This is a genomic window from Chelativorans xinjiangensis, from assembly GCF_009812055.1.
In the GTDB taxonomy this organism is placed as follows: Bacteria; Pseudomonadota; Alphaproteobacteria; order Rhizobiales; family Rhizobiaceae; genus Chelativorans; species Chelativorans xinjiangense.
In genome coordinates this window covers 1-26,263 of record NZ_WQNH01000034.1, presented here as the reverse complement: position 1 = coordinate 26,263, position 26,263 = coordinate 1, and the positions used below count along the sequence as shown (strand labels likewise).

Sequence of the window (26,263 nt, the reverse complement as noted above, 5' to 3'; positions counted from 1 at the left end):
CGCTTCAGATCTTCCAGCCGGAGTGCAGCGCGGCGATACCGCCGGAATAATCGCGCCAGGCGACGCGGGAGAAACCGGCCTCGCGCATCATCGCTGCGAAATTCTCCTGATTGGGGAATTTGCGGATGGATTCGACGAGATAGCGGTAGGGCTCGCCGTCGCCGGTGACCACCTGGCCGATGCGCGGAATGGCATGGAAAGACCAGGCGTCGTAGACCTTGTCGAGGAGCGGCATGCCGACATCGGAGAACTCCAGGCATAGGAAGCGGCCACCCGGCTTGAGCACACGGAAGGCCTCCGACAGCGCCTTGCCGATCTGCGGCACGTTGCGGATGCCGAAGGCGATCGTATAGGCGTCGAAGGAGGAGGCGGGGAAGGGCAGCTCCTCGGCATTGGCCTCGACGAAGGTGAGGTTGGCGCCGATGCCGCGCTTCTCCGCCCGCTCGCGGCCGACCGCCAACATGGAGCCGTTGATGTCGAGCACCGTCACGTCCGCCTGGCCGCCGGACGCTTCGACGATGCGGAAGGCGATGTCGCCCGTGCCGCCGGCCACGTCCAATGCCTTGAAGCCCCGCCGCTTCGGCGGGGACAGCCAGGCCACCATCGCGTCCTTCCACACGCGGTGCAGGCCGGCCGACATGACGTCGTTCATCAGGTCGTAGCGGTTGGCGACGCGGTGAAACACCGCATCGACGAGACCCTGCTTCTCCCCCTCGCCGACCTGTCGGAAACCGAAAGCGGTCTCCATCCCGCCCGAGGCCGTGGTACGCTCCTGCGACATCGCTCTCTCTTAAAAAACGGCGCGACCATAGCCGATCGCTTGGGCCGACGCCATTCATGAATAGAGCGACGTAGAGACGCGCAGCCGCAAAGGCAAGAGCGGGGCTTAAAGCCCCGCTCCTCACGTCCGGAGAATCAGGCGCTCGGCTGCTTCGTTTTCCTGAGGTAGGGCAGGATGGTCTCGAAGGCGCCGAAGCGCTTGATGGCGTCCTCGTTGGAGACGGCAGCGGTGATGATCACGTCCTCGCCGAGCTTCCAGTTGGCGGGCGTGGCCACCTGGTGCTTGGCCGTGAGCTGGATCGAATCGATAGCGCGCAGGATCTCGTCGAAATTGCGCCCCGTCGTCATCGGGTAAGTCAGCACCAGCTTGATCTGCTTGTCCGGACCGATCACGTAGACCGAGCGCACGGTGGCGTTGTCGGCCGGCGTGCGGCCCTTCGACGAATCGCCGGCGTCCGCCGGCAGCATGTCGTAGAGCTTGGCCACCTTCAGGTCTTTGTCGCCGATCAGCGGGTAGTCGACGCTAAAGCCGGTGGCCTTCTGGATGTCCGCCTTCCAGCGGTCGTGATCCTCCACCGGATCGACGGAGATGCCGATGATCTTGGCATTGCGTTTCCTGAACTCGCCTTCGAGGCCGGCCATCGTACCGAGTTCCGTGGTGCAGACGGGCGTGAAGTTCTTCGGATGGCTGAAGAGCACGGCCCAGCCGTCGCCGATCCACTCGTGGAAGTTGATGGTGCCGTGGGTGGTTTCCGCCGTGAAGTCAGGTGCGGTGTCGTTGATGCGAAGGCCCATGAGTGTCTCTCCCTGCTTGAAAGCTGTTCTTATAAGATACGCGCCGTCCGTTGCGGTATTGAGCATCAGAATGGGCGAGAAACGGCAGCGTCGGGAAAATTATACCACAAGGTGGGCGAAAGGAGGGATGCGCTTTCGCAAAGGGAGATTTCGCCCCTGCCCCACGATGCGTGCTGAAGGAGGGCCGTATGGCGGTGCAGACGGGGATGGCGGCGAAGAGTGCCGGCCATGGGGCGCGCGATGCAACTTATCTTTGTAGACGGCGGAATTATACTGCGAAGCGCGCGCCCGCATGGCTAACATGAGATGCTACTCGTGTACGCACGATACAGGTACTGAAAGGTGCAATTTACGGTAATCTTCGTCGGGGGCACAGCTAGGCGCTGGGGATTTTCCACAACTTTTGCGTGTATTCTGTCATAAGTTTCTCCTTACGCCGCCTTCGCCTTGCCGCCCACCTGGTAGTCCTTCACCGCGTCAAACCTGATCGCCTGCCAGCGCTCGGCTTCGTAGTTGAGGCCGAATTCGTGCGGGGCGAGGAAGACCGGGTCTTCGTCGAGGTCGCGGGCGATGTCGCCTCGATGGGCGGTGATGAAACGATCGAGCTCGGCGCGGTCGCCGGCGGAGATCCAGCGGCAGACGGAAAAACGCGCCGTCTCGAAATCGACCGGCAGGGCGTATTCGTTGCTCAGCCGCTCCTTGAGCACGTCGAGCTGCAATGCGCCGACAACGCCGACGATGGCCGGCGAGCCGTCTTCCGGGGTGAAGAGCTGCACCACGCCCTCCTCGGCCATCTGCCGCAGGGCCTCCTTCAGCTTCTTTGCCTTCATGGCATCGGAGAGCCGCACGCGGCGCAGGATCTCCGGCGCGAAGTTCGGCACGCCGCGGAAGACGAGTTCCTCGCCCTCGGTCAGCGTATCGCCGATCCTGAGCGTGCCGTGATTGGGGATGCCGACCACGTCGCCGGCGAACGCCTCGTCGGCTGTGATGCGGTTCTTGGCGAAGAAGAACTGCGGCGCCGACAGGCTGATCGGCTTTCCGGTGCGTATCAGCTTCGCCTTCATGCCGCGCTCCAGCCGGCCCGAGCACACGCGCACGAAGGCGATGCGGTCACGGTGGTTGGGGTCCATGTTGGCCTGGATCTTGAAGACGAAGGAGGTCATCTTCTCCTCCGTCGCCTCGACCTTGCGCGAGTCCGCCGCCTGCGCGCGCGGCTGCGGGCCGATGGCGCCCAGCGCCTCGATCAGGTCGCGCACGCCGTTGTTCCTGAGCGCGGAGCCGAAATAGACCGGCGTCAGGTGGCCCTCGCGGAACGCCTGGAGATCGAAGGGCCGGCAAGCCTCCCTGGCCAGCAGCATCTCTTCGAGGAAAGCCTCGCGCTCATGCTCCGGCAAGAGGCCGGACACGGCCTCGGCCTCGGGCCCGCTGACGGCAACCGGCGTCGCATCCTCGTCGGAATGGCGGATGGTGTTGTCCGCCAGGTGATAGGTGCCGGAAAAGCTCCTGCCACGACCGATGGGCCACGTGACGGGGGCGGTGTCGAGCGCCAGCTTCTCCTCGATCTCGTCGAGGATCTCGAAGGGGTCGCGGCTTTCCCGGTCGAGCTTGTTGACGAAGGTGACGATAGGGATGTCGCGCAGGCGGCAGACCTCGAACAGTTTCAGTGTGCGCGGCTCGATGCCCTTGGCCGCGTCGATCACCATCACGGCCGAATCCACCGCTGTCAGCGTGCGGTAGGTATCGTCGGCGAAGTCCTCGTGTCCCGGCGTGTCGAGCAGGTTGAAGACATGGTCGCCATATTCGAAGGTCATCACCGAGGTGACGACGGAGATGCCGCGCTCGCGCTCGATCTTCATCCAGTCCGAGCGCGTCTGCACGCGATTCTTCTTCGCCTTCACCTCGCCGGCAAGCTGAATGGCGCCGCCGAACAGAAGCAGCTTCTCGGTGAGCGTGGTCTTGCCCGCGTCCGGGTGGGAGATGATCGCAAATGTGCGGCGGCGCGCCACCGCGTCGGCTAAACGTGCTGACATATTCCGGGAGTCCTTTTGATACGCGGGCTCTTACAGCATTTCGCCGACGAGCGAAAGCTTCGATGCCGACGAGGGCTGGGACGGCCTCGCCAGCTAGACCGGTCATCGTTTCATGGAATCGATGAACTGGTCTAAGTGGTTGTTTTGTCGCAACTCCGGACGGAAAGCCGGTTTCCACTTTTCCTGGAATTGCTCTATGCCGCTGTCGCCGACCAAGCCGCCGCCTGAAAGGCGTTGGAAAACCCGCTTCGCGGGCGAGCGGCGAATTGACGCTTGCGGGTTGCAGCGGCAGATAGAGGGTATGGCCAACGTACCCCCTTCCATGCCGGTCATCGGCCCCACCCTCGGCGTCGTGCGCCTGCCGCATGCCGAGGGCCTGCCGCTGCCGGCCTACGAATCCGCCGGCGCGGCGGGCATGGACTTGCGTGCCGGCGTGCCCGAGGATCGGCAGATCATCCTTCTGCCGGGCAAGCGCGCACTGGTGCCGACGGGCTTCATCCTCGAGATTCCCGAAGGCTTCGAGGGGCAGGTGCGGCCGCGCTCGGGGCTGGCGCTGCGTCACGGCATCACGTGCCTCAATACGCCGGGCACCATCGATTCGGACTATCGCGGCGAGCTTCAGATCCTGCTCGTCAATCTGGGCGATGAGGATTTCGCCGTCACGCGCGGCATGCGCATCGCCCAGCTCATTATCGCGCCGGTCATCCGTGCGGCGGTCGAGGAGCGCGGCAGCGCCGGCGAGACGGCGCGCGGGGCGGGCGGTTTCGGCTCCACCGGCACGGCCTGAGTGGCTTTTCCTGCATTGTCAGCAGCGCGCCATCTGGCCCTTGACATCGGCACGGTCAGCAGCACCTCATCGCCAAAACGAATGTCATTGGGAGAGGCAAGAACCATGGCTGACATCGGCTCCACTTTCCGAGCGCTTCACGAGGCCGAAAGCGCCTTCATCATCCCCAACCCATGGGACATCGGCACGGCCAAGCTCCTTGCCGCGCTGGGCTTCAAGGCGCTGGCGACGACCAGCGCCGGCTATGCCTTCTCGCGCGGCCGGCCCGACGGCGGCGTAACCTTCGACGAACGCATGAACCATTGCCGCGAGATCGTCGACGCCACGCCGCTTCCGGTCTCGGCCGACCTGGAGCATGGCAAGGGCGACAGCCCGGACAGTGCCGCCGAAACCATCTTCGCAGCCGAGGCGGCGGGGCTCGCCGGCTGCTCCATCGAGGATTCCACCGGCGATCCCGCCAACCCGATCTACGACTTCCAGCTTGCCGTGGAGCGCGTGGCGGCAGCGGCGGAGGCGGCGCGCGCCCTGCCGCGCGATTTCGTCTTCACCGCGCGGGCGGAGAACTTTCTCTGGGATCGGCCGGACCTCGAAGACACCATTCGCCGGCTGCAGGCTTTCGAGAAGGCGGGGGCGGACGTGCTCTACGCGCCGGGGCTCTCCGACATCGAGCAGGTGCGCACCGTCTGCCAGGCGCTCGGCAAGCCGGTGAATGTGCTGGCCACGGCCGCCTTCTCCGTCGCAGCGCTCACTGAAGCCGGCGCCAAGCGCATCTCGCTCGGCTCCAAGCTCACCAACCTCGCCTTCGGCGCCGTGGAGCGTGCGGCGCAGGAGATGCTGGCCAGGGGCACTTTCACCTATGCCCGCGAGATCATGCCTTTCGCGCAGCTGCAGGACATGTTCTCGAAGGCCGACTGAGGCGGCGCTTCCGCCTTCCCCGAAAGTCGCGTCCGGCACCCGTTTCCCAACGGCGCGCTTGCCGCTATTGTGCGGCCGCCGGCGCGATTTTTATTGGCATCGTGCCGCGATGAGCTACATTCCGCCTCCTTCCGTGCCGGAAGGGCGCGCAGACAACAAGCATCCAAGCGGAGGAGAAAAATGCTTCACATGAAAGGGAAATTCCTGGCTGCCGGCGCCGTGGCGATCGGCCTCGGCTTCAATGTGGCCGCGGCGAACGCGCAGGAATTCATCAATGTGCTGACAGGCGGCACGTCCGGCGTCTACTATCCGCTGGGTGTCGCGCTGTCGAAGATCTATGGCGACAACATCGAGGGCGTGCGTACGCAGGTGCAATCCACCAAGGCGTCCGTGGAGAACCTCAACCTCCTGCAGCAGGGCCGCGGCGAGATCGCCTTTGCGCTGGGCGATTCCGTCAAGTCCGCCTGGGAAGGCGACGAGGAAGCCGGCTTCCCGCAACAGCTCGACAAGCTGCGCGGTATCGCCGCCATCTATCCGAACTACATCCAGATCGTCGCCTCGCAGGAATCCGGCATCCAGAATTTCGAGGACCTGAAAGGCAGGAGCCTTTCAGTCGGCGCGCCGAAGTCTGGCACCGAGCTCAATGCAAGGCGCATCTTCGATGCCATGGGCATGAGCTATGACGACCTGTCGCAGACCGAGTACCTGCCCTTCGGCGAATCGGTCGAGCTCATCAAGAACCGCCAGCTCGACGCCACGCTGCAGTCCGCGGGCCTCGGCGTCGCCTCCATCAAGGACCTGGCGCTCTCCATGCCGGTGACCATGGTGGCCGTGCCGGAAGAAGTGGCCGAAAGCCTCGGCGCACCCTTCCTCTCGGCGACGATCCCCGCCGGCACCTATGAAGGCCAGGACGAGGATGTAGCGACGCTGGCGATCACCAACATCCTGGTCACCCATTCGGACGTCTCGGACGACGTGGCCTACGAGATGACCAAGCAGCTCTTCGAGAACCTGGACGGGATGGTGGCCGCGCACGCCGCCGCCAAGGCGATCTCGGCAGAGAAGGGCCCGCAAGGCGTCCCCGTTCCCCTGCATCCGGGAGCCGAGCGCTACTACAAGGAACAGGGTCTGCTCTAGCGCTGGTCGGCCGAAGGCAAGGCAAACTCCCCTCCCCGTTGTGGGGAGGGGAACCGGGCAAGTGGGCGCTGCCCCACGCAAGTCCGCTTTGCGGGCCGCCGGGAGATGCGGGACCGTGACAGGCACTCAGATTGGGAGACGTGATGAGCAGGGCCGAGAGTGACGCAACTGCCAGCCTGCCGGCTGCTGAGCTTCAGGATCCGACGCACGCCGACTTCCGCCCGACGCTCGAAGGCCGGCTGCTCATGTGGATCGCCGTCGTCTTCTCGCTCTACCAGATCGCCACCGCCGCGCATCTCGTCAGCCTGCCGAGCCAGATCGTACGCGCCTTCCATGTCGGCTTTCTGATGCTTCTGGTCTTCCCGCTGATCGCCTCCTCGCGCGACGCGGGCCGTCTCGTGAAGGCCGGTGCCTGGGCGCTGGCACTCGCCGGCGTTGCGGTCGCCGTCTACCAGTTCGTCGAATACAGACCGTTGCTCCTGCGCGCCGGCGATCCGTTGCCGCTCGACATCTTCTTCGGCGTCGTCGCGCTTTTCACGGTCTTTGCCGCGGCCTACGTTCTGATGGGACCGGCGCTGCCCATCATTTCCGGCGTCTTCCTCGCCTATTGCCTGTTCGGCGAGTATTTGCCGGCGCCGCTCAACCACCGCGGCTACGATTTCTCCCAGGTCATCGACCATATGGCCTACGGCACCGAAGGCATCTACGGCATCCCCGTCTACGTCTCGGCCACCTACATCTTCCTCTTCATCCTCTTCGGCTCGTTTCTCGAACGGGCGGGCATGATCAAGCTCTTCACGGACGTTTCGCTCGGCCTCGTCGGCCACGCGCGCGGGGGTCCCGCGAAAGTGTCGGTGATCTCCTCCGGCCTCATGGGCACGATCTCAGGCTCGGGCGTGGCCAACGTGGTCACCACCGGCCAGTTCACGATTCCCTTGATGAAGCGCTTCGGCTACCGCGCCGCCTTCGCGGGCGGCGTGGAATCCACCGCCTCCATGGGCGGACAGCTCATGCCGCCGGTCATGGGCGCCGTCGCCTTCATCATGGCCGAGACACTGGGCATCGAATATTACGAGGTGGTCACGGCCGCCATCATCCCGGCGCTGCTCTATTTCGGTTCCGCCTTCTGGATGGTGCATCTGGAGGCGGGAAAGTTCGGCCTGCACGGACTGCCGAAGGCGGAACTGCCGTCGGCGATGCGCGCCTTGCGCGAGGGCTGGTATCTGATGCTGCCGCTCGCCGTGCTCGTCTATCTGCTGTTCACCGGCTATACGCCGCTCTTCGCCGGCACTATCGGCCTTTCGCTGACCGTTTTGTTAATCCTCGGCGGCACGGCCGCGCTCGGCCTGCCAAGCCAGGTCCTGCGGGTGATCTTCTGGATCGGGCTCGGCCTCGTTGCAGCGAGCTTCTTCCGCTACGGCATCAACGCCATCCTGATCGCCGCCCTAGTGCTCATTGCCGCCAACATCTTCGTCGAGGGCGGGCGCAAGACGCTCGACGTCTGCCGCGCCTCGCTCGCCGAGGGAGCCAAGACGGCCCTGCCGGTCGGCATCGCCTGCGCCGTCGTCGGCATCATCATCGGCACCATGACGCTGACGGGCGCAGCCAACACCTTCGGGCAGTTCATCGTCGCCGTCGGCGAGACGAGCCTGTTCCTGTCGCTGGTGCTCACCATGATCACCTGTATCATTCTCGGTATGGGCATCCCGACGATCCCCAACTACATCATCACCTCGTCCATCGCCGGCCCGGCGCTGCTGGCGCTCGGCGTGCCGCTGCTCGTCAGCCACATGTTCGTCTTCTATTTCGGGATTCTCGCCGATCTCACGCCGCCGGTGGCGCTCGCCTGCTTCGCCGCCGGCCCGATCGCCCGCGAGAGCGGGCTGAAGATCTCCATGGAGGCGATCAAGATTGCCGCCGCCGGCTTCGTCATCCCGTTCATGGCGGTCTATACGCCCGCCCTCATGCTGCAGGACGGCGGGCCGCTGGCCGAAAGCATCGGCTATGCCCTCGCCGTCGCCTATATCGTCGTCAAGGCGAGCCTCGCCATCGCGCTGTGGGGTGCTGCGGTCATCGGCTATCTGCGCCGGCCGCTCGCCGCGTGGGAGCGTCTTCTGGCGACAGTGGCCGCCTTCACGCTGATTGCCGCGCTGCCGGTCACCGACGAGATCGGCTTTGCGCTCTGCGCCCTCTTCTTCGGCATCAACTTCTTCCTGAAGCGCCCGGCGCCGGCGGAGCCCGCCCGGCGCAAGGCGGGCGATGCGGCCGAATGAGCCTGTGCATAATCGCCGGCGGCGAGACGGCGGTCGTCGCCGCCACCCTCTTCACGCTCTCCTGGACCCACTCGGTGGAGAAGGTGGAGTGGCGCGAGACGTGGCAGGTGCTGCCGTCGGGCCTGCAGATCGTCGAAGCGCGCGTGAAAGGCTCGGGCGCCGGCATGGAGCCGCCGCCGGATGCGCGTCTCGAGGATGAATGGTGGGTCTATGCGCCGGCGCTCGGCCCCCTGCCGGAACTGCGCCTTGCCGCCTCGGGCGCCACGGGAAGCGCTTGGCGTCTGTGCGCCGGCGGGGAGTGCCGCGATTTGGGCGCCGAGCCCGGCGCCCCGGTCGTTCTCGAGCCCTGCTCCTGAAACTCTCAGGCGCGCGCCGAGGGGCCGTCGTCGCGCCGGGCGCTCGCCGGCCCCGGCCCACGCATATAGTGGCGCTCCGGATGGTAGCGCGGAGCAAAGACGTTGCGGATCGCCTTCGCGCAACCGATCAACAGCTTAACCAACCCCATGATCCCGTACCTAACACTTCTCGGGCGTCCCTTCCCTCTCACCGTAGTGTCCGTGCATGAACACTCGGTGAATTCATGCTTGCACAAAGCCACCCGTCCATGGCGGAAAATGGGATTTATCTTGGCAGCCACGTGGCGCGGATCTTTCCTCCGCACCTGTGGCAGAAAAGCCACAGCCCGCTCCCCTCGACGAAAGCGCGGAGCAAGCCTGCTTTTCCTGGAACAGAGCAGCCGGTGACGGTGTTAGGCGGCGGGGCCGGGCGGGCTCATTCGGCTGCAACGCAAGAGCAAGAGGACAGGATCATGGGTTTGTTTTCCAGGGACATCAAATCGATGGACGATCTCTTCGTCCACACGCTGCGTGACATCTACTATGCTGAGAACCAGATCGTGAAGGCGCTGCCCAAAATGATCGACAAGGCGAGCGACCCCGAGCTGAAGAACGGCTTCGACAAGCACCTGAAGGAATCCGAAGGGCACGTGCGCAATCTGGAGGAGGTCTTCCAGCTGATGAAGACGGAGCCGCGCGGCGTCGACTGCCCGGCGATCGACGGCATCATCGAGGAAGCCGAAGAAGTGGCCGGCGAGGTCGACGACAAGAAGATGCTCGACGCCGCGCTTATCGCCGCCGCGCAGGCTGTGGAGCACTACGAGATCACGCGCTACGGCACGCTGATCACATGGGCGAAGGAGCTTGGCCGCAACGACTGCGGCGAGATCATGAAGCGCAACCTCGCCGACGAGAAGGCGACCGACGAAAAACTCACCCAAATGGCCGAAAGCCGCATCAACCTGGCCGCCGAAGAAGCGCGCCCATAGTTCTGCGTGCGCGCCTCCTCTCCGTCCCGTCACCGGCTCCGGGGGCGGAGAGGGATCAGCCGCGCAGCATCATCTCGAATTCGCGCCGCCCCATAGGGGTGAAGCGGATGACGCGGCTGTCCTTCTCCCGCCGTGCCCAGCCTCTGGTCAGGATGCACTCCAGCATCGCCGCGCCCAGACCGCCGGCCAAATGCGACCGGCGCACGCTCCAGTCGAGGCAGGTGCGGCAGACGGGCCGCCGCTTGCGGCCCATGGCATCGAGATCGATACCGAGGCCGGCGAAGTATGAAGCGCCGGCGCTGCTCATCTCCGCCCGCTCGCCATCGACCCGGATCAGCCCGCGCCCGATGAAGCTGTCGAGCATGGCTACCCCCATCTCCCCCGCCAGATGGTCGTAGCAGACGCGCGCATCGCGCATCGCTTTATCGCGCGGGCCCGGCAGGACGCGCTTCGGCCCGAGTGTGGCCGCAACACCCATGATATTTTCCAGCATCGCCGCCACGCGGTGGTCGGCCAGCGCGTAATAGCGATGCCGGCCCTGCCGTGCCACGCTGACGAGCCCGCCATCGGAAAGCTTGGCCAGATGGGCGCTCGCGGTGGGCAGCGCCACCCCCGCTTCCAGCGCCAGCTCGCTGGCCGTCAGCGCCGTGCCTCCCATGAGCGCCGCCAGCATGTTGGCGCGCGCCGGGTCGCCCACCAGGCTGCCGATCTGCGCTAGGTCCGTTCCTGCTTTCATACTTCGATCATAAGCAAACTATCTTCGCGCGACAACTGCTATCACTCCTCCTGAAGGAGGTGAGCATGCAAGATATTACCACCCATCGGCGAGATCGCCCTGCAGCCTGGCGCAACGCCCTGGGCCGCCTGGCTGTCGCCGCGCTCGCCCCGGTGCTCCGCATCGAGGAGCGCCGACGCCAGCGCCTGCACCTCTCCGAGCTTGACGACCATCTCCTGGCCGACGTCGGCCTTACGCGCGAGGACGTACGCCGCGAATGCGCGAGCCCGTTCTGGCGTTAACCGACCCGGCCATTCTGCCATTGCCGGGAGACAGACATTTCGATCGCAATCGAACCATGAGCGAACCATGAAAGGACCCGGAGAACCCATGCCGATCACCTGCTTCATCCGCTACGAGATCGATCCGTTCAAGCGCGAGGCCTTCGAGCAATACGCTCGCAGTTGGGGCGAGGCGATCCCGCGCGCGGGCGCCGACCTCATCGGCTATTTCGCGCCGCACGAGGGCTCAGCCACGACCGCCTACGGCGTCTACACGATCGACACCCTCGCTGCCTACGAGGCCTACCGCGCCCGGCTCGCCGCCGATCCGCTGGGACGCGAGAACTACGAATTTGCCCGGCGCGAACGTTTCATCCTGAAGGAGGACCGCATCTTCCTGAAGCTCGCCTCCGCACCCCATGGCGCGCCTCCATCCGGCCAGGCCGGCGCTTGACGGACGCTTTGCGCCGGAAGATCATCGACGGCTGCGGAGGCATCGCCCTTCGGAAGGCAAGAACGATGCGCTGGCAGTGGTCGGAAAGGAATGTTCTGGGAATCGCCATCGCCCTGGTGGCGGTGCTGTTCGCCATCGGATGGCTGACGCGCGAGGACCCTTCCGACGATCCCTATCTGCACGTCATGGGCGGGGGCTTCATGTTCAATTACCGCGAAGCGGAGATCTTCTACGGCTTCACGGCGCAGGTGATGCGTCCGCTCGCCAGCGGGTCGATCATCGAAGCAACCTTCGAGGATCCCGCAGGCGGCCTGCCGCACGTGGTTTCGGAACGGGTGAGCACCATGACCGACCGCTACGCCCTGCGCTCGCCGCCGGTCCGCAACATCGAGCCGGGAAAGCCCTATCAGGTGGCCATCAAGGTCTACGACCGCGAGCGCAAGGCGCTTCTGTGGGAAGCGGAGCGCAGCTACGAGAGCCAGATCAGCGACCGCATGATGCCGCGGAAGCCCCTCACCATCGGCCCCGGCTACCACCGCAACCCGGAACTGAGAAGCGAAGCGCCGGGCGCGGCTGGTGAATAGAGCAATTCCAGGAAAAGTGGAAACCGGTTTTTCCGTCCGGAATCAAGACAAAACAAAGAGTTAGGCCAGTTCATCGATTCCATGAATCGATGAACTGGCCTAGCGGTGGAAGAGGGCTGCTAATCTAGTCAGACCTAGGCCGAACCAGCGCGGGTGGGGGATGGGGATTTGGGTTTCGATATTCCCGAAGCAATCTTGAGACATCGATTTAGACGAAAGTATAGGTACGCCGTGACCATAATAGTAGCTGCAAAAACGCCACTATCAGAAGATACAATCTCATGCGGCATGATCCCCAGGGAATCAGAAATAATAATTATCACGACAAATGATAAGTAAATTAATGAAGATTGCACAAAAACTGGAAATCCAATACATATATACCTCTCAATGAATTCTCTATTATCTCCTTTTGAGTTAGTATTGTGCAGAATACATATCGCAAATAAATTTAAAATAGCGTAAAATATGTCTCTCCCAACAACCCAGATGTCGGGGTATGTTCTGTCAAAACGCAAAATAGCTGCAAATATGAAAGCTATTGCCGTATACATAATAAAATAAAATAGACGCTCTGATGAAGGAACTTCATTTTCTCTGAACCTCCTCGCCAACTCCCCATCATTGATAAAATTCATTGTGCAATTCTCTCTTATCTAATCAAATAAATAGCGCGTTCTAAAAAAATAATACCATTTAATCTTATGTACTAATAAACGGATGCTGAATCTCTGGAGGGAGCCGTTTTGTCTATTGGAACGGCCCAGGCATGGATCCGCCGGTCAAGCCAGAGGATCCTGCCTGAACATTGATACGCCACCAGCGGTCAAACACAAAAGGCCGCTGAGGTATAAATGCACCGGAAGAGAAGTTAGGTGGTGGAGCCAAGGGGAGTCGAACCCCTGACCTCTTGAATGCCATTCAAGCGCTCTCCCAACTGAGCTATGGCCCCACACTTCGGCTCCTGCGAGCCGCCGCCGTTGTCGGCGAAGAGGTCTTCGGCGATCGCTCGCCGTCGTCGTGCTCGCGGCTTCTAAACCTGCCCGGCCGCAGAATCAAGCCCCGCGAGCATGTGGCCGGACAAGACGCCGCACGGGCGTCCCAAGCTTATCTTTCCTCGTCGTCTTCCCCGACGCCGATGATGCCCTTAACGTCGTCTTCTTCCTCTTCCTCCTCCTCGAGGAAGGTGTCGTCTCCATCGGTGTCGATGTCGACGTCCTCGTCGTCGATGTCCGGCAGGTCGGTGTCGCCGCCCTTCGTCTCTTCGTCGGCATCCTCCAGCGAGACGATCTCGGGACCCTCTTCGCTGAGTTCCTTGTCCTCCACCTCCTCTTTTTCGGCAGCCAGGATTTCCGCTTCCGAATCGAAATAGCTGCGCGGATAGGATTGGCCCGTATAGGGCGATACGATCGGATCTCTGTTCAGATCGTAGAATTTGCGGCCCGTCTCCGGGCAGATGCGTTTGGTGCCGAGTTGGGGTTTAGCCACCGTATTGCCTCATCGTCTCTTAAGGGCTGGGCCCGGCCCCCGGCGTCCTCGGGCGTGCCGAAACCGGGAGGATCCTCTGCCAAGAATTTTCGGACCCCATAACCACAGATCGCACGCCTGTCAAAGCCTATTGAAACGGCGAGCGCAACTGGATTCGACGTCGGAGCGAAACACCCGGCGCGACGGGGGATGACCACGCTTTCCCTGCGTGCTAGAGGCTCTGCCATCCGCCGGACCGAGAGACACGCCATGACCGACAATCCGCGCCCACGCACTGCAACCAGCCGCAAATCTTCCGCGCTTTCGGGCCGCGGGCGCGTGCCGGGCGACAAATCGATCTCGCACCGCGCCTTTATGCTCGGCGGGCTCGCCTCGGGCGAGACGCGCGTCACCGGCCTTCTGGAGGGTGAGGACGTGCTGCGCACCGGCGAGGCCATGAAGGCGATGGGGGCCGGCATCGAGCGCCAGGGCGCAGCCTGGATCATCCAGGGCACGGGCAACGGTTGCCTGCTGGAGCCGGAAGGCCCGCTCGACTTCGGCAATGCCGGCACCGGCGTGCGGCTGACCATCGGCCTTGTCGGCACCTACGACATGACGACGCGGTTCGTCGGCGACGCCTCGCTCTCCCGGCGACCCATGGGGCGGGTGCTCGACCCGCTGCGGCAGATGGGTACGCAGGTGGTGGAAGCGCAGGAAGGCGACCGGCTGCCGATCACGCTGCGCGGGCCGAAACATGCCGCGCCGATCACCCATCGCGTGCCGATGCCGTCCGCCCAGGTGAAATCGGCGGTGCTTCTGGCCGGGCTCAACACGCCGGGCGTCACCACCGTCGTCGAGCCGGTGATGACGCGCGACCACACGGAAAAGATGCTTCTCGGCTTCGGTGCCGCACTCGAAGTGGAAACGGATGCCGAAGGCGTCCGCCACATCCGGCTCGAGGGGCAGGGCGCTCTCAAGGGGCAGGATATCGCGGTTCCCGGCGATCCGTCGTCGGCCGCCTTCCCTCTGGTGGCCGCGCTAATCGTGCCGGGTTCGGAGGTCGTCATCGAAAACGTGCTGATGAACCCGACGCGCACCGGGCTTATCCTCACCCTGCAGGAGATGGGCGCCGACATCGAACCCATGAACCGCCGTGCCTCCGGCGGCGAGGAGGTGGCGGACCTGCGCGTGCGCTCATCGCATCTCAAAGGGGTTGCGGTGCCGGCCGAGCGCGCGCCCTTCATGATCGACGAATACCCGGTGCTGGCGGTGGCCGCCAGCTTCGCCGAGGGCGAGACGCTGATGCAGGGGCTGGAGGAGCTGCGGGTGAAGGAGTCCGACCGCCTTGCCGCCGTCGCCGCCGGCCTTGAGGCAAACGGCGTCGACTGCACGGAGGGTGAGGCCACGCTCGCCGTGCGCGGCCGGCCCGAGGGCACGGGGCTGGGCGGCGGCACCGTCGAAACCCACCTCGACCACCGCATCGCCATGAGCTTCCTCGTCATGGGGCTCGCCACGGAAAAGCCGGTGACCATCGACGACCAGGCAATGATCGCCACCAGCTTCCCCGAGTTCATGGAGCTGATGCGCGGGTTGGGGGCGGAGATCGAGGCCGCGGAGGAAGCGGCGTGAGGCAGGAGGGCCTCATCATCGCCATCGACGGACCCGCCGCCTCGGGCAAGGGCACGCTGGCGCGCAGGCTTGCCGCCCATTACGGCCTCAACCATTTCGACACCGGCCTTTCCTACCGTGCGGTGGCGAAGGCGCTCCTCGACGCCGGACAGCCGCTCGACGACGCGGCGGAGGCGGAGGCGGCGGCCCGTGCGCTTGATCTCGGCACGCTCGACCGCGCGGCCCTGTCGGCCCATGAGGTCGGCGAGGCGGCATCCACCGTGGCCGTCATGCCAGGGGTGCGCCGGGCGCTGGTGGAGAAGCAGCGCGCTTTTGCCGAGACGCCGCCCGGCGCCGTTCTCGACGGCCGCGACATCGGCACCGTGGTCTGCCCGGATGCCGACCTGAAGCTCTACGTGACGGCGAAGGCGGAAGTGCGTGCTAGGCGCCGCTGGCGGGAGATCGTGGACGCCGGCGGCGACACCGACTACGCCACCGTGCTGGCCGACGTGGAGCGGCGCGACGCCCGCGACATGAGCCGCGCCGACAGCCCGCTCAAGCCCGCGGACGATGCGCACTTGCTTGATACGAGCGAAATGGATATAGAAACCGCGTTTCTCGTCGCCACCCGGCTGATAGATGAGGTGCTGGCGAAGAAGAAGACGATCTGAAGCAAAGGGGCGCTTCGTGGCTTTCCAGGGGGAAGCGGCAAAGCGCATTTTTGCGTTGGATGGATAATCGGCCTGCGCGCGTTCCCATGCGCCGGATTTGCCGCCCCGAGGGGCGGCTTTGAGCTTGGACAAAGCTCGGACGTGCGGCAGGCCTGACGCAACACGAACCCACCGGCGCCCGCCTCCGACCATCGGAGGCATTTTCAGGAGCATCAATGTCACAACTCAATCCGTCTCGCGACGATTTCGCCAGCCTTCTCGAAGAATCCTTTTCCGAGCGCGACGCAAGCGAAGGCTCTGTCGTCAAGGGCATCGTCACGGCCATCGAAAAGGACATGGCCATCATCGACGTCGGCCTGAAGGTCGAAGGCCGGGTGCCGCTCAAGGAGTTCGGCGCCAAGGCGAAAGATGGCCAGCTCAATGTCGGTGACGAGGTCGAGGTCTATGTCGAGCGCATCGAGAACGCGCTGGGCGAGGCCATGCTGTCGCGCGAGAAGGCGCGCCGCGAGGAAAGCTGGGTCAAGCTGGAAGAGAAGTTCAACAACGGCGAGCGCGTCGAAGGCGTGATCTTCAACCAGGTCAAGGGCGGCTTCACCGTCGACCTCGACGGCGCCGTGGCCTTCCTGCCGCGTTCCCAGGTGGACATCCGCCCGATCCGCGACGTCTCGCCGCTGATGCACACGCCGCAGCCCTTCGAGATCCTCAAGATGGACAAGCGCCGCGGCAACATCGTCGTCTCGCGCCGCACCGTGCTCGAAGAGAGCCGCGCCGAGCAGCGCTCGGAGATCGTGCAGAATCTCGAGGAAGGCCAGGTGGTCGAGGGCATGGTCAAGAACATCACCGATTACGGTGCGTTCGTCGACCTCGGCGGCATCGACGGCCTGCTGCACGTCACCGACATGGCATGGCGCCGCGTCAACCATCCGACCGAGATCCTCAATATCGGCCAGACGGTGAAGGTGCAGATCATCCGCATCAACCAGGAGACGCACCGCATCTCGCTCGGCATGAAGCAGCTCGAGGCCGACCCCTGGGAAGGCATCGGCGGCAAGTATCCGCTGGGCAAGAAGGTTCAGGGCCGCGTCACCAACATCACCGACTACGGCGCCTTCGTGGAGCTGGAGCCGGGCATCGAGGGCCTCATCCACGTCTCCGAGATGTCGTGGACCAAGAAGAACGTGCACCCCGGCAAAATCCTGTCCACCACGCAGGAGGTCGAGGTCGTGGTGCTCGAGGTCGATCCGGTCAAGCGCCGCATCTCTCTCGGCCTCAAGCAGACGCTGGAGAACCCGTGGGAGGCCTTCGCCCGCACCCATCCAGCCGGCACGGTCGTCGAGGGCGAGGTCAAGAACAAGACCGAGTTCGGTCTGTTCATCGGCCTGGAAGGCGACGTGGACGGCATGGTCCACCTCTCCGACCTCGACTGGACGCGTCCGGGCGAGCAGGTGATCGAGGAGTACAACCGTGGCGACGTGGTGCAGGCGCAGGTTCTCGACGTCGACGTCGAGAAGGAGCGCATCTCGCTCGGCATCAAGCAGCTCGGTCGTGACGTCGTGGGTGAAGCGGCCGCTTCCGGCGAACTGCGCAAGGGCGCCGTCGTCACCTGCGAGGTCACCGGCGTCAAGGACGGCGGCCTGGAAGTGCGCCTGGTCGACCACGACCTGGAATCGTTCATCAAGCGCTCCGACCTTTCCCGCGACCGCGGCGAGCAGCGCCCCGAGCGCTTCGCCGTGGGCCAGAAGGTCGATGCCCGCGTGACGATGTTCGACAAGAAGACGCGCCGGATCAACGTCTCCATCAAGGCGCTGGAAATCGCCGAGGAGAAGGAGGCGGTGGCCCAGTTCGGCTCGACCGACTCCGGCGCCTCGCTCGGCGACATCCTGGGCGCCGCGCTCAAGAAGCAGGGCGGCAAGGAGGAGTAGCCCCCGCGCCATCCGCGATACCACAAGAGCCCCGCGCGCCTCAGGCCGCGGGGCTTTTCTTTTGCTACGCTCCGTCAGCAATTGGCGGCAAGACGCGATGGAGCGTCAACCGCGCCGCGCCGCCTCGATCGCGGCGACGTCGATTTTCCCCATGGTCATCATGACATCAAACGCGCGCTTTGCTTCCTCGCCGCCAGCGCCTCAATCAGTACGCGTGGGGTGATTTGCCAGGAGATCCCCCACTTGTCTTTGCACCAGCCGCACGCGCTCTCCTCGCCGCCATTGCCGACGATGGCGTTCCAATAGCGGTCGGTCTCCTCCTGATCGTCGGTGGCGATCTGGAACGAGAAGGCTTCGTTATGCTTGAACGCGGGACCCCCGTTGAGACCGAGACAAGGAATGCCCGCAACCGTGAAGTCGACCGTCAATACGTCGCCCTCTTTGCCTGCCGGGTAGTCGCTGGGTGCACGGTGCACGACTCACCACGCTGTCAGGAAAGGTCTCGGCGTAGAAGCGGGCGGCAGCCTCGGCATCCTTATCGTACCAGAGGCAAATCGTATTCTTTGCCATTGCGTGTTCCTTTCGCTTTTTAAGCCAGGATTTCGGCCTGCTTTCCCAATTCGCTCTTCGCAAAGGCAGCTAACCTTAGCGCATCCTTGTGTAGCGTCCGAACGGACGCACGGCGCTCCAATTACCTACCAATGCGGCGGCTTGGTCACCGGCACGTCGGGGGCGGTCTGCTCTTCCAGGGCCAGGAAGCGCTCTGTCAGCCGTTCGAGCGTCTTGCGCAGCCGTTCGATCTCGGCCCACTGTTCGTTGATCTGTCCCGACAACTCCTCGATCGTCTTTTCCTGCTCGGCGACCAGGATCTCGAGTCTTTCCAGCCGCTTGTCATCCATGATTTCCGTCTCCGCTTGCAGCTTGAGAATTGACAATTCCCTTAGCCTTTGTCGAGTGTAAGCTGGCGTCGGTTGGCACGCGCAAGGCGGCGTGATACCTGTTTGACCAAACGATAAAAAATGGGGAACAGCGGGGCCTATGGCGGAAGCTGCAATCGAACTCAAGGGCATCAGCAAGAACTTCGGTTCAGTGCGCGCCAACCGCGACATCGACCTGAAGATCGCGCCCGGCACCATCCACGGCATCATCGGCGAGAACGGCGCCGGCAAGTCGACGCTGATGTCGATCCTCTACGGCTTCTACCAGGCCGACCGAGGGGAGATCTTCGTCAACGGCGAGCGTGCGGTCATCCATGCCTCCAACGATGCCATCGCTCGCGGCATCGGCATGGTGCATCAGCACTTCATGCTGGTGCACAATTTCACGGTGCTGGAGAACGTTATCCTCGGGGCGGAGGGTGAGCCGCTTCTGAAGACCTCCATCGCCAAGGCGCGCTCGGAGCTGGAGCGGCTGGAGCGCGACTACGGGCTGGAGGTCGATCCCGACGCGGTGATCGAGGACCTGCCGGTGGGCCTGCAGCAGCGGGTGGAAATCCTCAAGGCGCTTTTCCGCGGCGCCGATATCCTCATCCTCGACGAGCCCACCGGTGTGTTGACGCCTGCCGAGGCCGAGCACCTCTTCCGCATCCTGCGCCAGCTCAAGGACGAAGGGAAGACCATCGTTCTCATCACGCACAAGCTGCGCGAGATCATGGCCGTCACCGACAACGTCTCGGTGATGCGCCAGGGCGCGCTTGTCGCCACGCGGAAGACGGAGGAGACCACGGTGGAGGAGCTGGCCGAGCTGATGGTCGGCCGCCGCGTTCTCCTGCGCGTCGAGAAGGGCGACGCCCACCCGGGCGACTTCGTCCTGTCGGTGAAGAACCTGACGGTAGAGGACATGCGCGGCGTGAAAATGGTCGACGACGTTTCCCTCGACGTGCGCGCCGGTGAGATCGTCGGTATCGCCGGTGTGGCCGGCAACGGCCAGACGGAGCTTCTGGAAACCATCACCGGCATGCGCAAGGCCGTCTCCGGCACCGTCACCCTGGACGGCGCGCCGGTGGAGCTGACGGGGGAGGCCGACCCGACGGACCTGCGCCGGCGCGGCATGGCTCATGTGCCGGAGGACCGGCACAATATGGGCCTAGTGCTACCCTTCGAGGAGAACGAGAACGCCATCCTCGGCTACCACTGGCAGGACAAATACGTGAACGGCCCCTTCCTCGATATCGAGGCGATCCGCCGCGATGCGCAGGAGAAGATCGAGAAATACGACATCCGCCCCACCGACGCCCGGCTCAAGACCGCCAATTTCTCCGGCGGCAACCAGCAGAAGATCGTTCTCGCCCGCGAGATGGAGCAGGACCCGAAGGTGCTGATCGTCGGCCAACCGACGCGCGGCGTCGACGTGGGGGCCATCGAGTTCATCCATAAACGCCTTATCGACATGCGCGACCAGGGCAAGGCGGTCCTCCTCGTCTCGGTCGAGCTCGACGAGATCCGCTCGCTTTCCGACCGCATCCTCGTCATGTTCGCCGGCCGCATCGTCGGCGAGCGCGGGCCGGACGCGACGGAAGGCGAACTCGGGCTCCTGATGGCCGGCGTGGAAGAGAAGGAGGCCGCCGAGTGAGCGCACCCTATGCAAAGCTGCCTGCCTGGGCCGATTACGGGCTGATCCCGCTCATCAACCTCACGGTTGCGTTCATCGTCGCGGGTTTGGTCGTGCTGCTCATCGGCGAGAACCCGCTGCGCGCGGCGGTCATCCTCGTCGACGGGGCGATCGGGCGTGGGCAGGCGATCGCTTATACGCTCTATTATGCGACGAGCTTCATCTTCACCGGGCTTGCCGTTGCCGTTGCCTTTCACTCAAGCCTGTTCAACATCGGCGGCGAGGGGCAGGCCTATGTCGGCGGGCTGGGCGTGGCGCTCGTCTGCCTCGCCTTCGACAGCGTGCTCCCGTGGTGGCTCACCTTTCCGCTCGCCATCCTGGGCGCGGCGCTGTTCGGCGCCGCGTGGGCGTTGATTCCCGCCTATTTCCAGGCCAAGCGCGGCTCGCACATCGTCATCACCACCATCATGTTCAACTTCATCGCCGCCAGCCTGATGGTCTATCTGCTGGTCGAGGTCTTGAAGCCTGCGGGAAGCCAGGCGCCGCAGACGCGTACCTTCCTGGAGGGCGGGCAGTTGCCCAAGCTCAACTGGATGCTGGAGGCGATGGGATTTGCGGTGCGCTCGGCGCCCTTGAACGTGTCCTTCCTGCTGGCCCTTGTCGCCGCCTTCCTGGTCTGGGTGCTGATCTGGCGCACGCGGCTCGGCTACGAAATCCGCATGCGCGGTCACAGCCCCAAGGCGGCGCGCTATGCCGGCGTGAGCGAGGTGCGCGTCATCATCGTCACCATGCTCATCTCGGGCGCGCTCGCCGGCATGATGGCGCTCAACCCGGTGATGGGCGACCAGAACCGCCTACAGATAGACTTCGTCACCGGCGCGGGCTTCGTCGGCATCGCCGTTGCGCTGATGGGCCGCTCGCACCCAGCCGGCATCGTGCCGGCGGCCATACTGTTCGGCATGCTCTACCAGGGCGGCGCCGAGCTCGCCTTCGAGATGCCGGGCATCTCGCGCGACATGATCGTCATCATCCAGGGCCTGGTGATCCTCTTCGCCGGCGCGCTCGAACACATGTTCCGGCCCAGCCTGCAGGCGCTGTTCGCCAGTTTCAGCCCGCGAGCGGTGGGGGCTGAAGCCAAGCAGGGGGAGAGCGCCTGATGGACCTGTTCAACACGCTCGTTCTCCTTCTGGATTCCACCGTGCGGCTTTCCGTGCCGCTGCTTTTCGCCGCTCTCGCCGGCCTCTATTCGGAACGCTCGGGCGTCTTCGACATCGGCCTCGAGGGCAAGATGCTGGCGGGCGCTTTTGCGGCCGGCGCTGCGGCCGCCGTTTCGGGCTCGGCATGGGTCGGGCTTATGGCGGCGGTGCTGGTCTCCGTCTTCATGGCCCTTGTGCACGGCTTCGCCTCCATCACACACCGCGGCAACCAGATCGTGTCGGGCGTGGCGATCAACTTCATCGCCGCCGGCTCCACCATCATCCTCGGCCAGGCCTGGTTCAGCCAGGGCGGCCGCACGCCGCTTGTCGGTGCGGCCGGCCGCTTCGGCGCCATCCACCTGCCCTTCGCCGATGCGCTGAGCGGCGTGCCGGTGCTGGGGCCGCTCTATTCGCAGCTTTTGTCCGGCCATTCGCTGCTCGTCTATCTGGCCTTCCTGCTGGTGCCGTTCACCTGGTGGGTGCTGTTCCGCACGCGTTTCGGGCTGCGGCTGCGCGCGGTGGGCGAGAACCCGGCGGCGGTGGACACGGCGGGCATCTCCGTCCAATGGCTACGCTACCGCGCCGTCATCTGCACCGGCGTGCTGACCGGCCTTGCCGGCACCTATCTGGCGCTGGCGCAGAACGCCGGCTTCGTGAAGGACATGACGGCCGGCCGCGGCTTCATCGCGCTTGCCGCCCTCATCTTCGCCAAATGGCGGCCGGTGCCGGTGATGTTCGCCTGCCTGCTGTTCGGCTTCCTGGACGCCTTTTCCATCCGCATCCAGGGCACGCCGCTGCCGCTCATCGGCCGGGTGCCGGTGCAGTTCATGCAGGCGCTGCCCTATATCCTCACCGTTGTGCTTCTGGCCGGCTTCATCGGCCGGGCCATCCCGCCGCGCGCCGGCGGCGTGCCTTATGTGAAGGAGCGTTGATGAACGCGAACGATCTTTTCAAGTCCGCAAAGGCGGCGATGAGCCGGGCCTATGCGCCCTATTCGCGCTTTCCCGTGGGCGCGGCAATCCGCACCGAGACAGGCGCGGTGCATGCCGGCTGCAACATCGAGAACGCATCCTATCCCGAAGGCTGGTGCGCCGAGACGACGGCGCTCGGCCACATGATCATGGCCGGCGGCGGCAAGGTAGCGGAGATCGCCGTGGTGGCGGAGAAGATGCCGAAGATCATGCCCTGCGGCGGCTGCCGCCAGCGCCTGTCGGAATTCGTGACGGCGGACGCCAGGCTGCACCTGTGCGACCTTGACGGCGTGGTGGAGACGGTGCCCTTCTCGGCCGTCTTTCCACGCGCATTCGATCTGGAGGCGAACAGGTGAAGGAAGCGGTAGACCTTCTGACGAAGCGGCTGAACGGGCGCGCTCCGCGGCTGGCACTGGTGCTCGGCTCCGGCCTCGGCGGCCTTGTGGACGAGGTGGCGGATCCCGTCCGCATCCCCTATGCCGAGCTGCCCGGTTTCCCGCAAAGCGGCGTGACAGGCCACGCCGGCACGCTCGTCGCCGGCAACCTGGCCGGAAGGCCGGTGATCGTGCTGGGCCGCTTCGTCGGTATGAGCGAGGCCTATGACGCGGGCCTGCAGACGGCGCTCGAACAGGCGGCCGGCAAGGCCGGCGTGACGTTGCACAAGGGCGTCTACATGTGGTTCTCCGGCCCCAACTTCGAGACTCCGGCGGAAATCCGCATGGCGCGGACGCTGGGCGCCGACGCCGTCGGCATGTCGACCGTGCCGGAGGTGATCCTGGCGCGCTTCCTCGGCCTTAAGGTGGCGGCCTGCTCCGTAATCACCAACCTTGCCGCCGGCATGGCGGCGGGAGAGCTGTCGCACGAAGAAACCAAGGACATGGCGCCGGTGGGCGGGGAGAAGCTGGCAAAGCTCCTCGCCCGGCTCATGCGTGACGGCCCGGCCGAGCTTTGACCGTGCCGCTGCCGCAGGAGATCATCCGCAAGAAGCGCGACGGGGCGGTGCTCTCGGCGGCGGAGATCGGCGATTTCGCGGCAGGCCTTGCCAAGGGGCGCTGGAGCGAAGGGCAGATCGCCGCGCTCGGCATGGCGATCTTCCTCAAGGGCATGAGCCGCGAGGAGACCGTCGCGCTGACGCTTTCCATGCGCGCTACGGGCGAAGTGCTCGACTGGTCCTCGCTCTCCGGCCCCATCACGGACAAGCACTCCACCGGCGGCGTGGGCGATAACGTCTCCCTGATGCTTGCACCCATCGTCGCCGCCTGCGGCGCCTATGTGCCGATGATCTCCGGCCGCGGCCTCGGGCACACGGGCGGAACGCTCGACAAGATGGACGCCATTCCCGGCTATAAAAGCCAGCCGGACCGCGCGCTGTTCGCTAAGGCGGTGCGCGAGGCCGGCTGCGCCATCATCGGCCAGACAGAGGATCTGGCGCCGGCCGACCGCCGCTTCTATGCCGTGCGCGACGTCACCGGCACGGTGGAGTCCGTCCCCCTGATCACCGCTTCCATCCTGTCGAAGAAGCTGGCGGCGGGGCTGCAGTCGCTGGTGCTCGACGTGAAATCCGGCAACGGCGCCTTCATGGCGAGCGGCCGCGAGGCGCGCAAGCTCGCCGAAAGCCTGGTGCAGGTTGCCGAGGGCGCGGGACTTTCCGCCAGCGCGCTGATCACCGACATGAACGAGCCGCTGGCCTCGTGCGCCGGCAATGCCATCGAGGTCCTGAACGCCGTGGATTTCCTCACCGGCAAGAGGCGCGACCGGCGCCTGGAAGAGGTTACCCTGGCGCTTTCCGCCGAAATGCTGCTTTCGACCGGCATCGCCACGTCCACGCGCGAAGCCTACGACCGCACGCGCGCGGCACTCGATAGCGGCAGCGCGGCAGAGCGGTTCGGCCGGATGGTGCGGGTGCTGGGCGGCCCCGCCGACTTTATCGAGAACGTCCGCAAACACCTGCCGGAGGCGCCGGAGCAGATGACGGTGAAGGCGGATCGCGACGGCTTCGTCGGCCGCATCGATACGCGCGGCCTCGGCATCGCCGTGGTCGAGCTCGGCGGCGGAAGGCGCATACCGGAAGATGCGATCGACCACGCGGTGGGCCTCGACGGTATCGCGCCGGCGGGCAGCGCCGTGCAGCGCGGCGAGGCGCTGGCGACCGTGCATGCCCGCACGAAAGCCGATGCGCGGCAGGCGGCCAAGGCCGTATCGAAGGCCTTCGAGATCGTCGAGGAGCGGCCGCGCCGCCGCCCGGCGATCCTGCGGAAGGTGACTGCCGACGGGTGAAGCCTACTGCTCCAGGAGCAGCGCGCCGTTCTCCATCTCGAAGCGGGAGAGCCGGTTGAGGAAGCTCATGCCCACCAGCGTGCCGCTCAAGGCTTCGTCCCCGAGAACCACCGCCTGCACCTCCTCGACGAAGATGCGGCCGATCTGCAGGTTCCCGATGGTAGCGGCCGCCGCGGCGGTCGTGCCGTTTGCGGTGTCGACCAGGTGACGGAAATCGGATTGCGAGAGCTTCAGGCCGATGCGCCGGGCGGTCGATTCGTTGATGGCGACGAAGGTCGCCCCCGTGTCCACCATCGCATGGATCGTGCGGCCGTTGAGCTTGAACTCGGCCGAGTAGTGGCCGCGGCCATCGGAGGGAATGCGCACCTTCCTGCCCGGAAGCGGCTCGGCACGTTTGACGGGAGCGGCCACATCCCGCGGCGCCTCTTCCTCCAGCACCCGGCGCAGCATCCCGTCGAAAGCCTGCGGGTTCTGCTGATAGATGGCCGGGATCGCGGCGAAAATTCCCACGACGGCACCCAGTAGGATGAAATTGCGCAGGATCGACATTGTCCGTTTCCGGAAATGCATGCTGGCGGTACGACCTCACCGCCGGCTTAACGACGGCAGGGAGATGGCGGCATGGTTAGCGGAAGGTAAAGGGCTATTTCGTTCCATACATGCGGTCGCCCGCATCCCCCAGGCCCGGTACGATGTAGCCCTTCTCGTTCAGCCGCTCGTCGATGGAGGCGGTGAAGACCGGCACGTCCGGATGCGCGGTACGGAAGTGCTTGATGCCCTCGGGGGCGGCGAGCAGGCAAAGGAAGCGCAAGTTGGTGGCCTTGCGGGCCTTGAGCTTGTCGACCGCCGCCACGGCGGAGTTGGCTGTCGCCAGCATCGGATCGACGACGATAACCAGGCGGTTTTCCAGGTCGCTCGGCGCCTTGAAGAAATATTCCACTGCCTCCAGTGTCTCGTGGTCGCGGTAGAGCCCGACATGGGCGACACGGGCCGCCGGCACCAGGTCCAGCATGCCGTCGAGCAGGCCGTTGCCGGCACGCAGCACCGAAGCGAAGACCAGCTTCTTGCCCTCCAGCGTCGGCGCTTCCATGGTCGTCAGCGGCGTTTCTATGGTGCGCGTCGTCAGTTCCAGGTCGCGCGTCACCTCGTAGCACAGAAGCAGCGAGATCTCGCGCAAGAGCCGACGGAAGCTGGCGGTCGACGTCTTCTGGTCGCGCATGATTGTCAGCTTGTGCTGGACAAGCGGGTGGTCGACGACGGTCACGCCCTGCATATGCTTCACTCCACGAACTCCTGATCCGTCGGCGATACTAACGTCGGCGCGGCAAGCGGCATACCGCAGCGCGGCGCCGGCCACAATTTTTCACAGCGCCGGAACGCTAGCATGTCTGGGCATCCAGTTGCAGGAAAAGTCTCCGCCCCTTCACGCCCCCTCTGGCCTGCCGGCCATCTCCCCCGCAAGGGCAGGGGAATCGCATATCAGTATTTTCTTTATTGCCAAGAAGGTTTGGATGGATTCTTGAGAG

The 26,263-nt window shown here is 64.8% G+C and carries 27 protein-coding genes, 1 tRNA gene and 1 pseudogene; 18 read left to right on the top strand and 11 right to left on the bottom strand.

Features of this window, described 5'->3' with window-relative positions; genetic code table 11:
- Window positions 1–4 precede the first annotated feature (4 nt).
- The 3 genes from ubiE to GM910_RS18560 all read right to left on the bottom strand — a co-directional run bounded on the left by ubiE (window position 5) and on the right by GM910_RS18560 (window position 3,605).
- The gene (gene ubiE / locus GM910_RS18570; RefSeq protein WP_159589935.1) at window positions 5–781 is read right to left on the bottom strand and encodes a bifunctional demethylmenaquinone methyltransferase/2-methoxy-6-polyprenyl-1,4-benzoquinol methylase UbiE; all 777 of its coding nucleotides are present in this window, start codon (window positions 779–781) and stop codon (window positions 5–7) included.
- A 134-nt stretch (window positions 782–915) separates the two neighbouring features.
- Window positions 916–1,575, bottom strand: a complete 660-nt coding sequence (locus GM910_RS18565; RefSeq protein WP_159589933.1) for a peroxiredoxin — start codon at window positions 1,573–1,575, stop codon at window positions 916–918.
- 431 nt (window positions 1,576–2,006) lie between these two features.
- On the bottom strand, window positions 2,007–3,605 hold the full coding sequence (locus GM910_RS18560) for a peptide chain release factor 3 (RefSeq protein ID WP_159589931.1): 1,599 nt from the start codon (window positions 3,603–3,605) through the stop codon (window positions 2,007–2,009).
- Between the two features lie 301 nt (window positions 3,606–3,906).
- Between GM910_RS18560 and dut the strand changes: the two genes are divergently transcribed.
- From dut to GM910_RS18535, 5 genes are all read left to right on the top strand, one after another.
- Window positions 3,907–4,392 carry a dUTP diphosphatase gene (gene dut / locus GM910_RS18555; protein WP_159589929.1) on the top strand — a complete coding sequence of 162 codons (486 nt, stop codon included), beginning with the start codon at window positions 3,907–3,909 and terminating at the stop codon, window positions 4,390–4,392.
- A 105-nt stretch (window positions 4,393–4,497) separates the two neighbouring features.
- Window positions 4,498–5,307: an isocitrate lyase/PEP mutase family protein gene (locus tag GM910_RS18550; RefSeq protein WP_159589927.1), complete on the top strand. Its 810-nt coding sequence runs from the start codon at window positions 4,498–4,500 to the stop codon at window positions 5,305–5,307.
- Window positions 5,308–5,487: 180 nt separating this feature from the next.
- Complete coding sequence (locus GM910_RS18545) at window positions 5,488–6,444, top strand: TAXI family TRAP transporter solute-binding subunit (protein WP_159589925.1); 957 nt, start codon at window positions 5,488–5,490, stop codon at window positions 6,442–6,444.
- 143 nt (window positions 6,445–6,587) lie between these two features.
- On the top strand, window positions 6,588–8,717 hold the full coding sequence (locus GM910_RS18540; protein WP_159589923.1) for a TRAP transporter permease: 2,130 nt from the start codon (window positions 6,588–6,590) through the stop codon (window positions 8,715–8,717).
- Entirely contained in the window at window positions 8,714–9,073 is a 360-nt protein-coding gene (locus GM910_RS18535) for a DUF1850 domain-containing protein (RefSeq protein ID WP_159589921.1), read from the top strand. The genes GM910_RS18540 and GM910_RS18535 overlap by 4 nt, the downstream gene beginning before the upstream one ends.
- A gap of 5 nt (window positions 9,074–9,078) precedes the next feature.
- On the opposite strand, the gene GM910_RS26985 is transcribed toward GM910_RS18535, so the two are convergent.
- Window positions 9,079–9,222: a hypothetical protein gene (locus GM910_RS26985; RefSeq protein WP_201285547.1), complete on the bottom strand. Its 144-nt coding sequence runs from the start codon at window positions 9,220–9,222 to the stop codon at window positions 9,079–9,081.
- 303 nt (window positions 9,223–9,525) lie between these two features.
- On the opposite strand from GM910_RS26985, the gene GM910_RS18530 reads away from it, so the two are divergent.
- On the top strand, window positions 9,526–10,041 hold the full coding sequence (locus GM910_RS18530) for a YciE/YciF ferroxidase family protein (RefSeq protein WP_159589919.1): 516 nt from the start codon (window positions 9,526–9,528) through the stop codon (window positions 10,039–10,041).
- Window positions 10,042–10,096: 55 nt separating this feature from the next.
- Here the strand turns inward: GM910_RS18530 and GM910_RS18525 are convergent, their stop codons facing one another.
- The gene (locus GM910_RS18525; protein WP_159589917.1) at window positions 10,097–10,777 is read right to left on the bottom strand and encodes an ArsR/SmtB family transcription factor; all 681 of its coding nucleotides are present in this window, start codon (window positions 10,775–10,777) and stop codon (window positions 10,097–10,099) included.
- Window positions 10,778–10,842: 65 nt separating this feature from the next.
- Between GM910_RS18525 and GM910_RS18520 the strand changes: the two genes are divergently transcribed.
- The 3 genes from GM910_RS18520 to GM910_RS18510 all read left to right on the top strand — a co-directional run bounded on the left by GM910_RS18520 (window position 10,843) and on the right by GM910_RS18510 (window position 12,075).
- Window positions 10,843–11,058 (top strand): DUF1127 domain-containing protein, encoded by a 216-nt coding sequence (locus tag GM910_RS18520; protein WP_159589915.1) that lies wholly within the window; start codon window positions 10,843–10,845, stop codon window positions 11,056–11,058.
- A gap of 88 nt (window positions 11,059–11,146) precedes the next feature.
- Window positions 11,147–11,491, top strand: a complete 345-nt coding sequence (locus GM910_RS18515; RefSeq protein ID WP_159589974.1) for an NIPSNAP family protein — start codon at window positions 11,147–11,149, stop codon at window positions 11,489–11,491.
- 65 nt (window positions 11,492–11,556) lie between these two features.
- Entirely contained in the window at window positions 11,557–12,075 is a 519-nt protein-coding gene (locus tag GM910_RS18510) for a hypothetical protein (protein WP_159589913.1), read from the top strand.
- An 876-nt stretch (window positions 12,076–12,951) separates the two neighbouring features.
- Here the strand turns inward: GM910_RS18510 and GM910_RS18505 are convergent.
- Together GM910_RS18505 and GM910_RS18500 are read right to left on the bottom strand one after the other, a co-directional pair.
- Window positions 12,952–13,027 (bottom strand) — tRNA-Ala (locus GM910_RS18505).
- A 155-nt stretch (window positions 13,028–13,182) separates the two neighbouring features.
- A complete protein-coding gene (locus GM910_RS18500; protein ID WP_159589911.1) occupies window positions 13,183–13,563 on the bottom strand; it encodes a TIGR02300 family protein in 381 nt (126 codons plus the stop codon).
- A 249-nt stretch (window positions 13,564–13,812) separates the two neighbouring features.
- Between GM910_RS18500 and aroA the strand changes: the two genes are divergently transcribed.
- The 3 genes from aroA to rpsA all read left to right on the top strand — a co-directional run bounded on the left by aroA (window position 13,813) and on the right by rpsA (window position 17,743).
- Complete coding sequence (gene aroA, locus GM910_RS18495; protein WP_159589909.1) at window positions 13,813–15,171, top strand: 3-phosphoshikimate 1-carboxyvinyltransferase; 1,359 nt, start codon at window positions 13,813–13,815, stop codon at window positions 15,169–15,171.
- Window positions 15,168–15,821: a (d)CMP kinase gene (cmk, locus tag GM910_RS18490; RefSeq protein WP_159589907.1), complete on the top strand. Its 654-nt coding sequence runs from the start codon at window positions 15,168–15,170 to the stop codon at window positions 15,819–15,821. Before aroA ends, cmk begins: the two co-directional genes overlap by 4 nt.
- A 215-nt stretch (window positions 15,822–16,036) precedes the next feature.
- Window positions 16,037–17,743, top strand: coding sequence for a 30S ribosomal protein S1 (gene rpsA, locus GM910_RS18485; RefSeq protein WP_159589905.1), 1,707 nt, complete (start codon window positions 16,037–16,039; stop codon window positions 17,741–17,743).
- Between the two features lie 105 nt (window positions 17,744–17,848).
- Here the strand turns inward: rpsA and GM910_RS18480 are convergent.
- Together GM910_RS18480 and GM910_RS18475 are read right to left on the bottom strand one after the other, a co-directional pair.
- Window positions 17,849–18,313: pseudogene (locus GM910_RS18480) on the bottom strand (VOC family protein).
- Window positions 18,314–18,438: 125 nt separating this feature from the next.
- The gene (locus GM910_RS18475) at window positions 18,439–18,645 is read right to left on the bottom strand and encodes a SlyX family protein (RefSeq protein ID WP_201285549.1); all 207 of its coding nucleotides are present in this window, start codon (window positions 18,643–18,645) and stop codon (window positions 18,439–18,441) included.
- A gap of 136 nt (window positions 18,646–18,781) precedes the next feature.
- Between GM910_RS18475 and GM910_RS18470 the strand changes: the two genes are divergently transcribed.
- The 6 genes from GM910_RS18470 to deoA are packed head-to-tail and all read left to right on the top strand — an operon-like array spanning window position 18,782 to window position 24,737.
- Window positions 18,782–20,314, top strand: a complete 1,533-nt coding sequence (locus GM910_RS18470) for an ABC transporter ATP-binding protein (RefSeq protein ID WP_159589901.1) — start codon at window positions 18,782–18,784, stop codon at window positions 20,312–20,314.
- On the top strand, window positions 20,311–21,450 hold the full coding sequence (locus GM910_RS18465) for an ABC transporter permease (protein ID WP_159589899.1): 1,140 nt from the start codon (window positions 20,311–20,313) through the stop codon (window positions 21,448–21,450). Before GM910_RS18470 ends, GM910_RS18465 begins: the two co-directional genes overlap by 4 nt.
- Window positions 21,450–22,421 (top strand): ABC transporter permease, encoded by a 972-nt coding sequence (locus GM910_RS18460; protein WP_159589897.1) that lies wholly within the window; start codon window positions 21,450–21,452, stop codon window positions 22,419–22,421. Before GM910_RS18465 ends, GM910_RS18460 begins: the two co-directional genes overlap by 1 nt.
- The gene (locus GM910_RS18455) at window positions 22,421–22,816 is read left to right on the top strand and encodes a cytidine deaminase (protein ID WP_159589895.1); all 396 of its coding nucleotides are present in this window, start codon (window positions 22,421–22,423) and stop codon (window positions 22,814–22,816) included. The genes GM910_RS18460 and GM910_RS18455 overlap by 1 nt, the downstream gene beginning before the upstream one ends.
- Entirely contained in the window at window positions 22,813–23,412 is a 600-nt protein-coding gene (locus GM910_RS18450) for a phosphorylase family protein (RefSeq protein ID WP_159589893.1), read from the top strand. The genes GM910_RS18455 and GM910_RS18450 overlap by 4 nt, the downstream gene beginning before the upstream one ends.
- A gap of 2 nt (window positions 23,413–23,414) precedes the next feature.
- Window positions 23,415–24,737, top strand: a complete 1,323-nt coding sequence (deoA, locus tag GM910_RS18445; RefSeq protein ID WP_159589891.1) for a thymidine phosphorylase — start codon at window positions 23,415–23,417, stop codon at window positions 24,735–24,737.
- A gap of 3 nt (window positions 24,738–24,740) precedes the next feature.
- Here deoA and GM910_RS18440 read toward each other — a convergent pair whose 3' ends face one another.
- Together GM910_RS18440 and upp are read right to left on the bottom strand one after the other, a co-directional pair.
- Window positions 24,741–25,280, bottom strand: a complete 540-nt coding sequence (locus GM910_RS18440; RefSeq protein ID WP_425482704.1) for a TIGR02281 family clan AA aspartic protease — start codon at window positions 25,278–25,280, stop codon at window positions 24,741–24,743.
- A 100-nt stretch (window positions 25,281–25,380) separates the two neighbouring features.
- Window positions 25,381–26,010: a uracil phosphoribosyltransferase gene (gene upp, locus GM910_RS18435; RefSeq protein ID WP_159589972.1), complete on the bottom strand. Its 630-nt coding sequence runs from the start codon at window positions 26,008–26,010 to the stop codon at window positions 25,381–25,383.
- Between the last annotated feature and the right edge of the window lie 253 nt (window positions 26,011–26,263).

Coding starts and splice junctions, on each gene's coding strand:
- ubiE (WP_159589935.1), bottom strand. CDS start 781: ATGTCGCAGGAGCGTACCACGGCCTCGGGCGGGATGGAGACCGCTTTC.
- GM910_RS18565 (WP_159589933.1), bottom strand. CDS start 1,575: ATGGGCCTTCGCATCAACGACACCGCACCTGACTTCACGGCGGAAACC.
- GM910_RS18560 (WP_159589931.1), bottom strand. CDS start 3,605: ATGTCAGCACGTTTAGCCGACGCGGTGGCGCGCCGCCGCACATTTGCG.
- dut (WP_159589929.1), top strand. CDS start 3,907: ATGGCCAACGTACCCCCTTCCATGCCGGTCATCGGCCCCACCCTCGGC.
- GM910_RS18550 (WP_159589927.1), top strand. CDS start 4,498: ATGGCTGACATCGGCTCCACTTTCCGAGCGCTTCACGAGGCCGAAAGC.
- GM910_RS18545 (WP_159589925.1), top strand. CDS start 5,488: ATGCTTCACATGAAAGGGAAATTCCTGGCTGCCGGCGCCGTGGCGATC.
- GM910_RS18540 (WP_159589923.1), top strand. CDS start 6,588: ATGAGCAGGGCCGAGAGTGACGCAACTGCCAGCCTGCCGGCTGCTGAG.
- GM910_RS18535 (WP_159589921.1), top strand. CDS start 8,714: ATGAGCCTGTGCATAATCGCCGGCGGCGAGACGGCGGTCGTCGCCGCC.
- GM910_RS26985 (WP_201285547.1), bottom strand. CDS start 9,222: ATGGGGTTGGTTAAGCTGTTGATCGGTTGCGCGAAGGCGATCCGCAAC.
- GM910_RS18530 (WP_159589919.1), top strand. CDS start 9,526: ATGGGTTTGTTTTCCAGGGACATCAAATCGATGGACGATCTCTTCGTC.
- GM910_RS18525 (WP_159589917.1), bottom strand. CDS start 10,777: ATGAAAGCAGGAACGGACCTAGCGCAGATCGGCAGCCTGGTGGGCGAC.
- GM910_RS18520 (WP_159589915.1), top strand. CDS start 10,843: ATGCAAGATATTACCACCCATCGGCGAGATCGCCCTGCAGCCTGGCGC.
- GM910_RS18515 (WP_159589974.1), top strand. CDS start 11,147: ATGCCGATCACCTGCTTCATCCGCTACGAGATCGATCCGTTCAAGCGC.
- GM910_RS18510 (WP_159589913.1), top strand. CDS start 11,557: ATGCGCTGGCAGTGGTCGGAAAGGAATGTTCTGGGAATCGCCATCGCC.
- aroA (WP_159589909.1), top strand. CDS start 13,813: ATGACCGACAATCCGCGCCCACGCACTGCAACCAGCCGCAAATCTTCC.
- rpsA (WP_159589905.1), top strand. CDS start 16,037: ATGTCACAACTCAATCCGTCTCGCGACGATTTCGCCAGCCTTCTCGAA.
- GM910_RS18470 (WP_159589901.1), top strand. CDS start 18,782: ATGGCGGAAGCTGCAATCGAACTCAAGGGCATCAGCAAGAACTTCGGT.
- GM910_RS18460 (WP_159589897.1), top strand. CDS start 21,450: ATGGACCTGTTCAACACGCTCGTTCTCCTTCTGGATTCCACCGTGCGG.
- GM910_RS18455 (WP_159589895.1), top strand. CDS start 22,421: ATGAACGCGAACGATCTTTTCAAGTCCGCAAAGGCGGCGATGAGCCGG.
- upp (WP_159589972.1), bottom strand. CDS start 26,010: ATGCAGGGCGTGACCGTCGTCGACCACCCGCTTGTCCAGCACAAGCTG.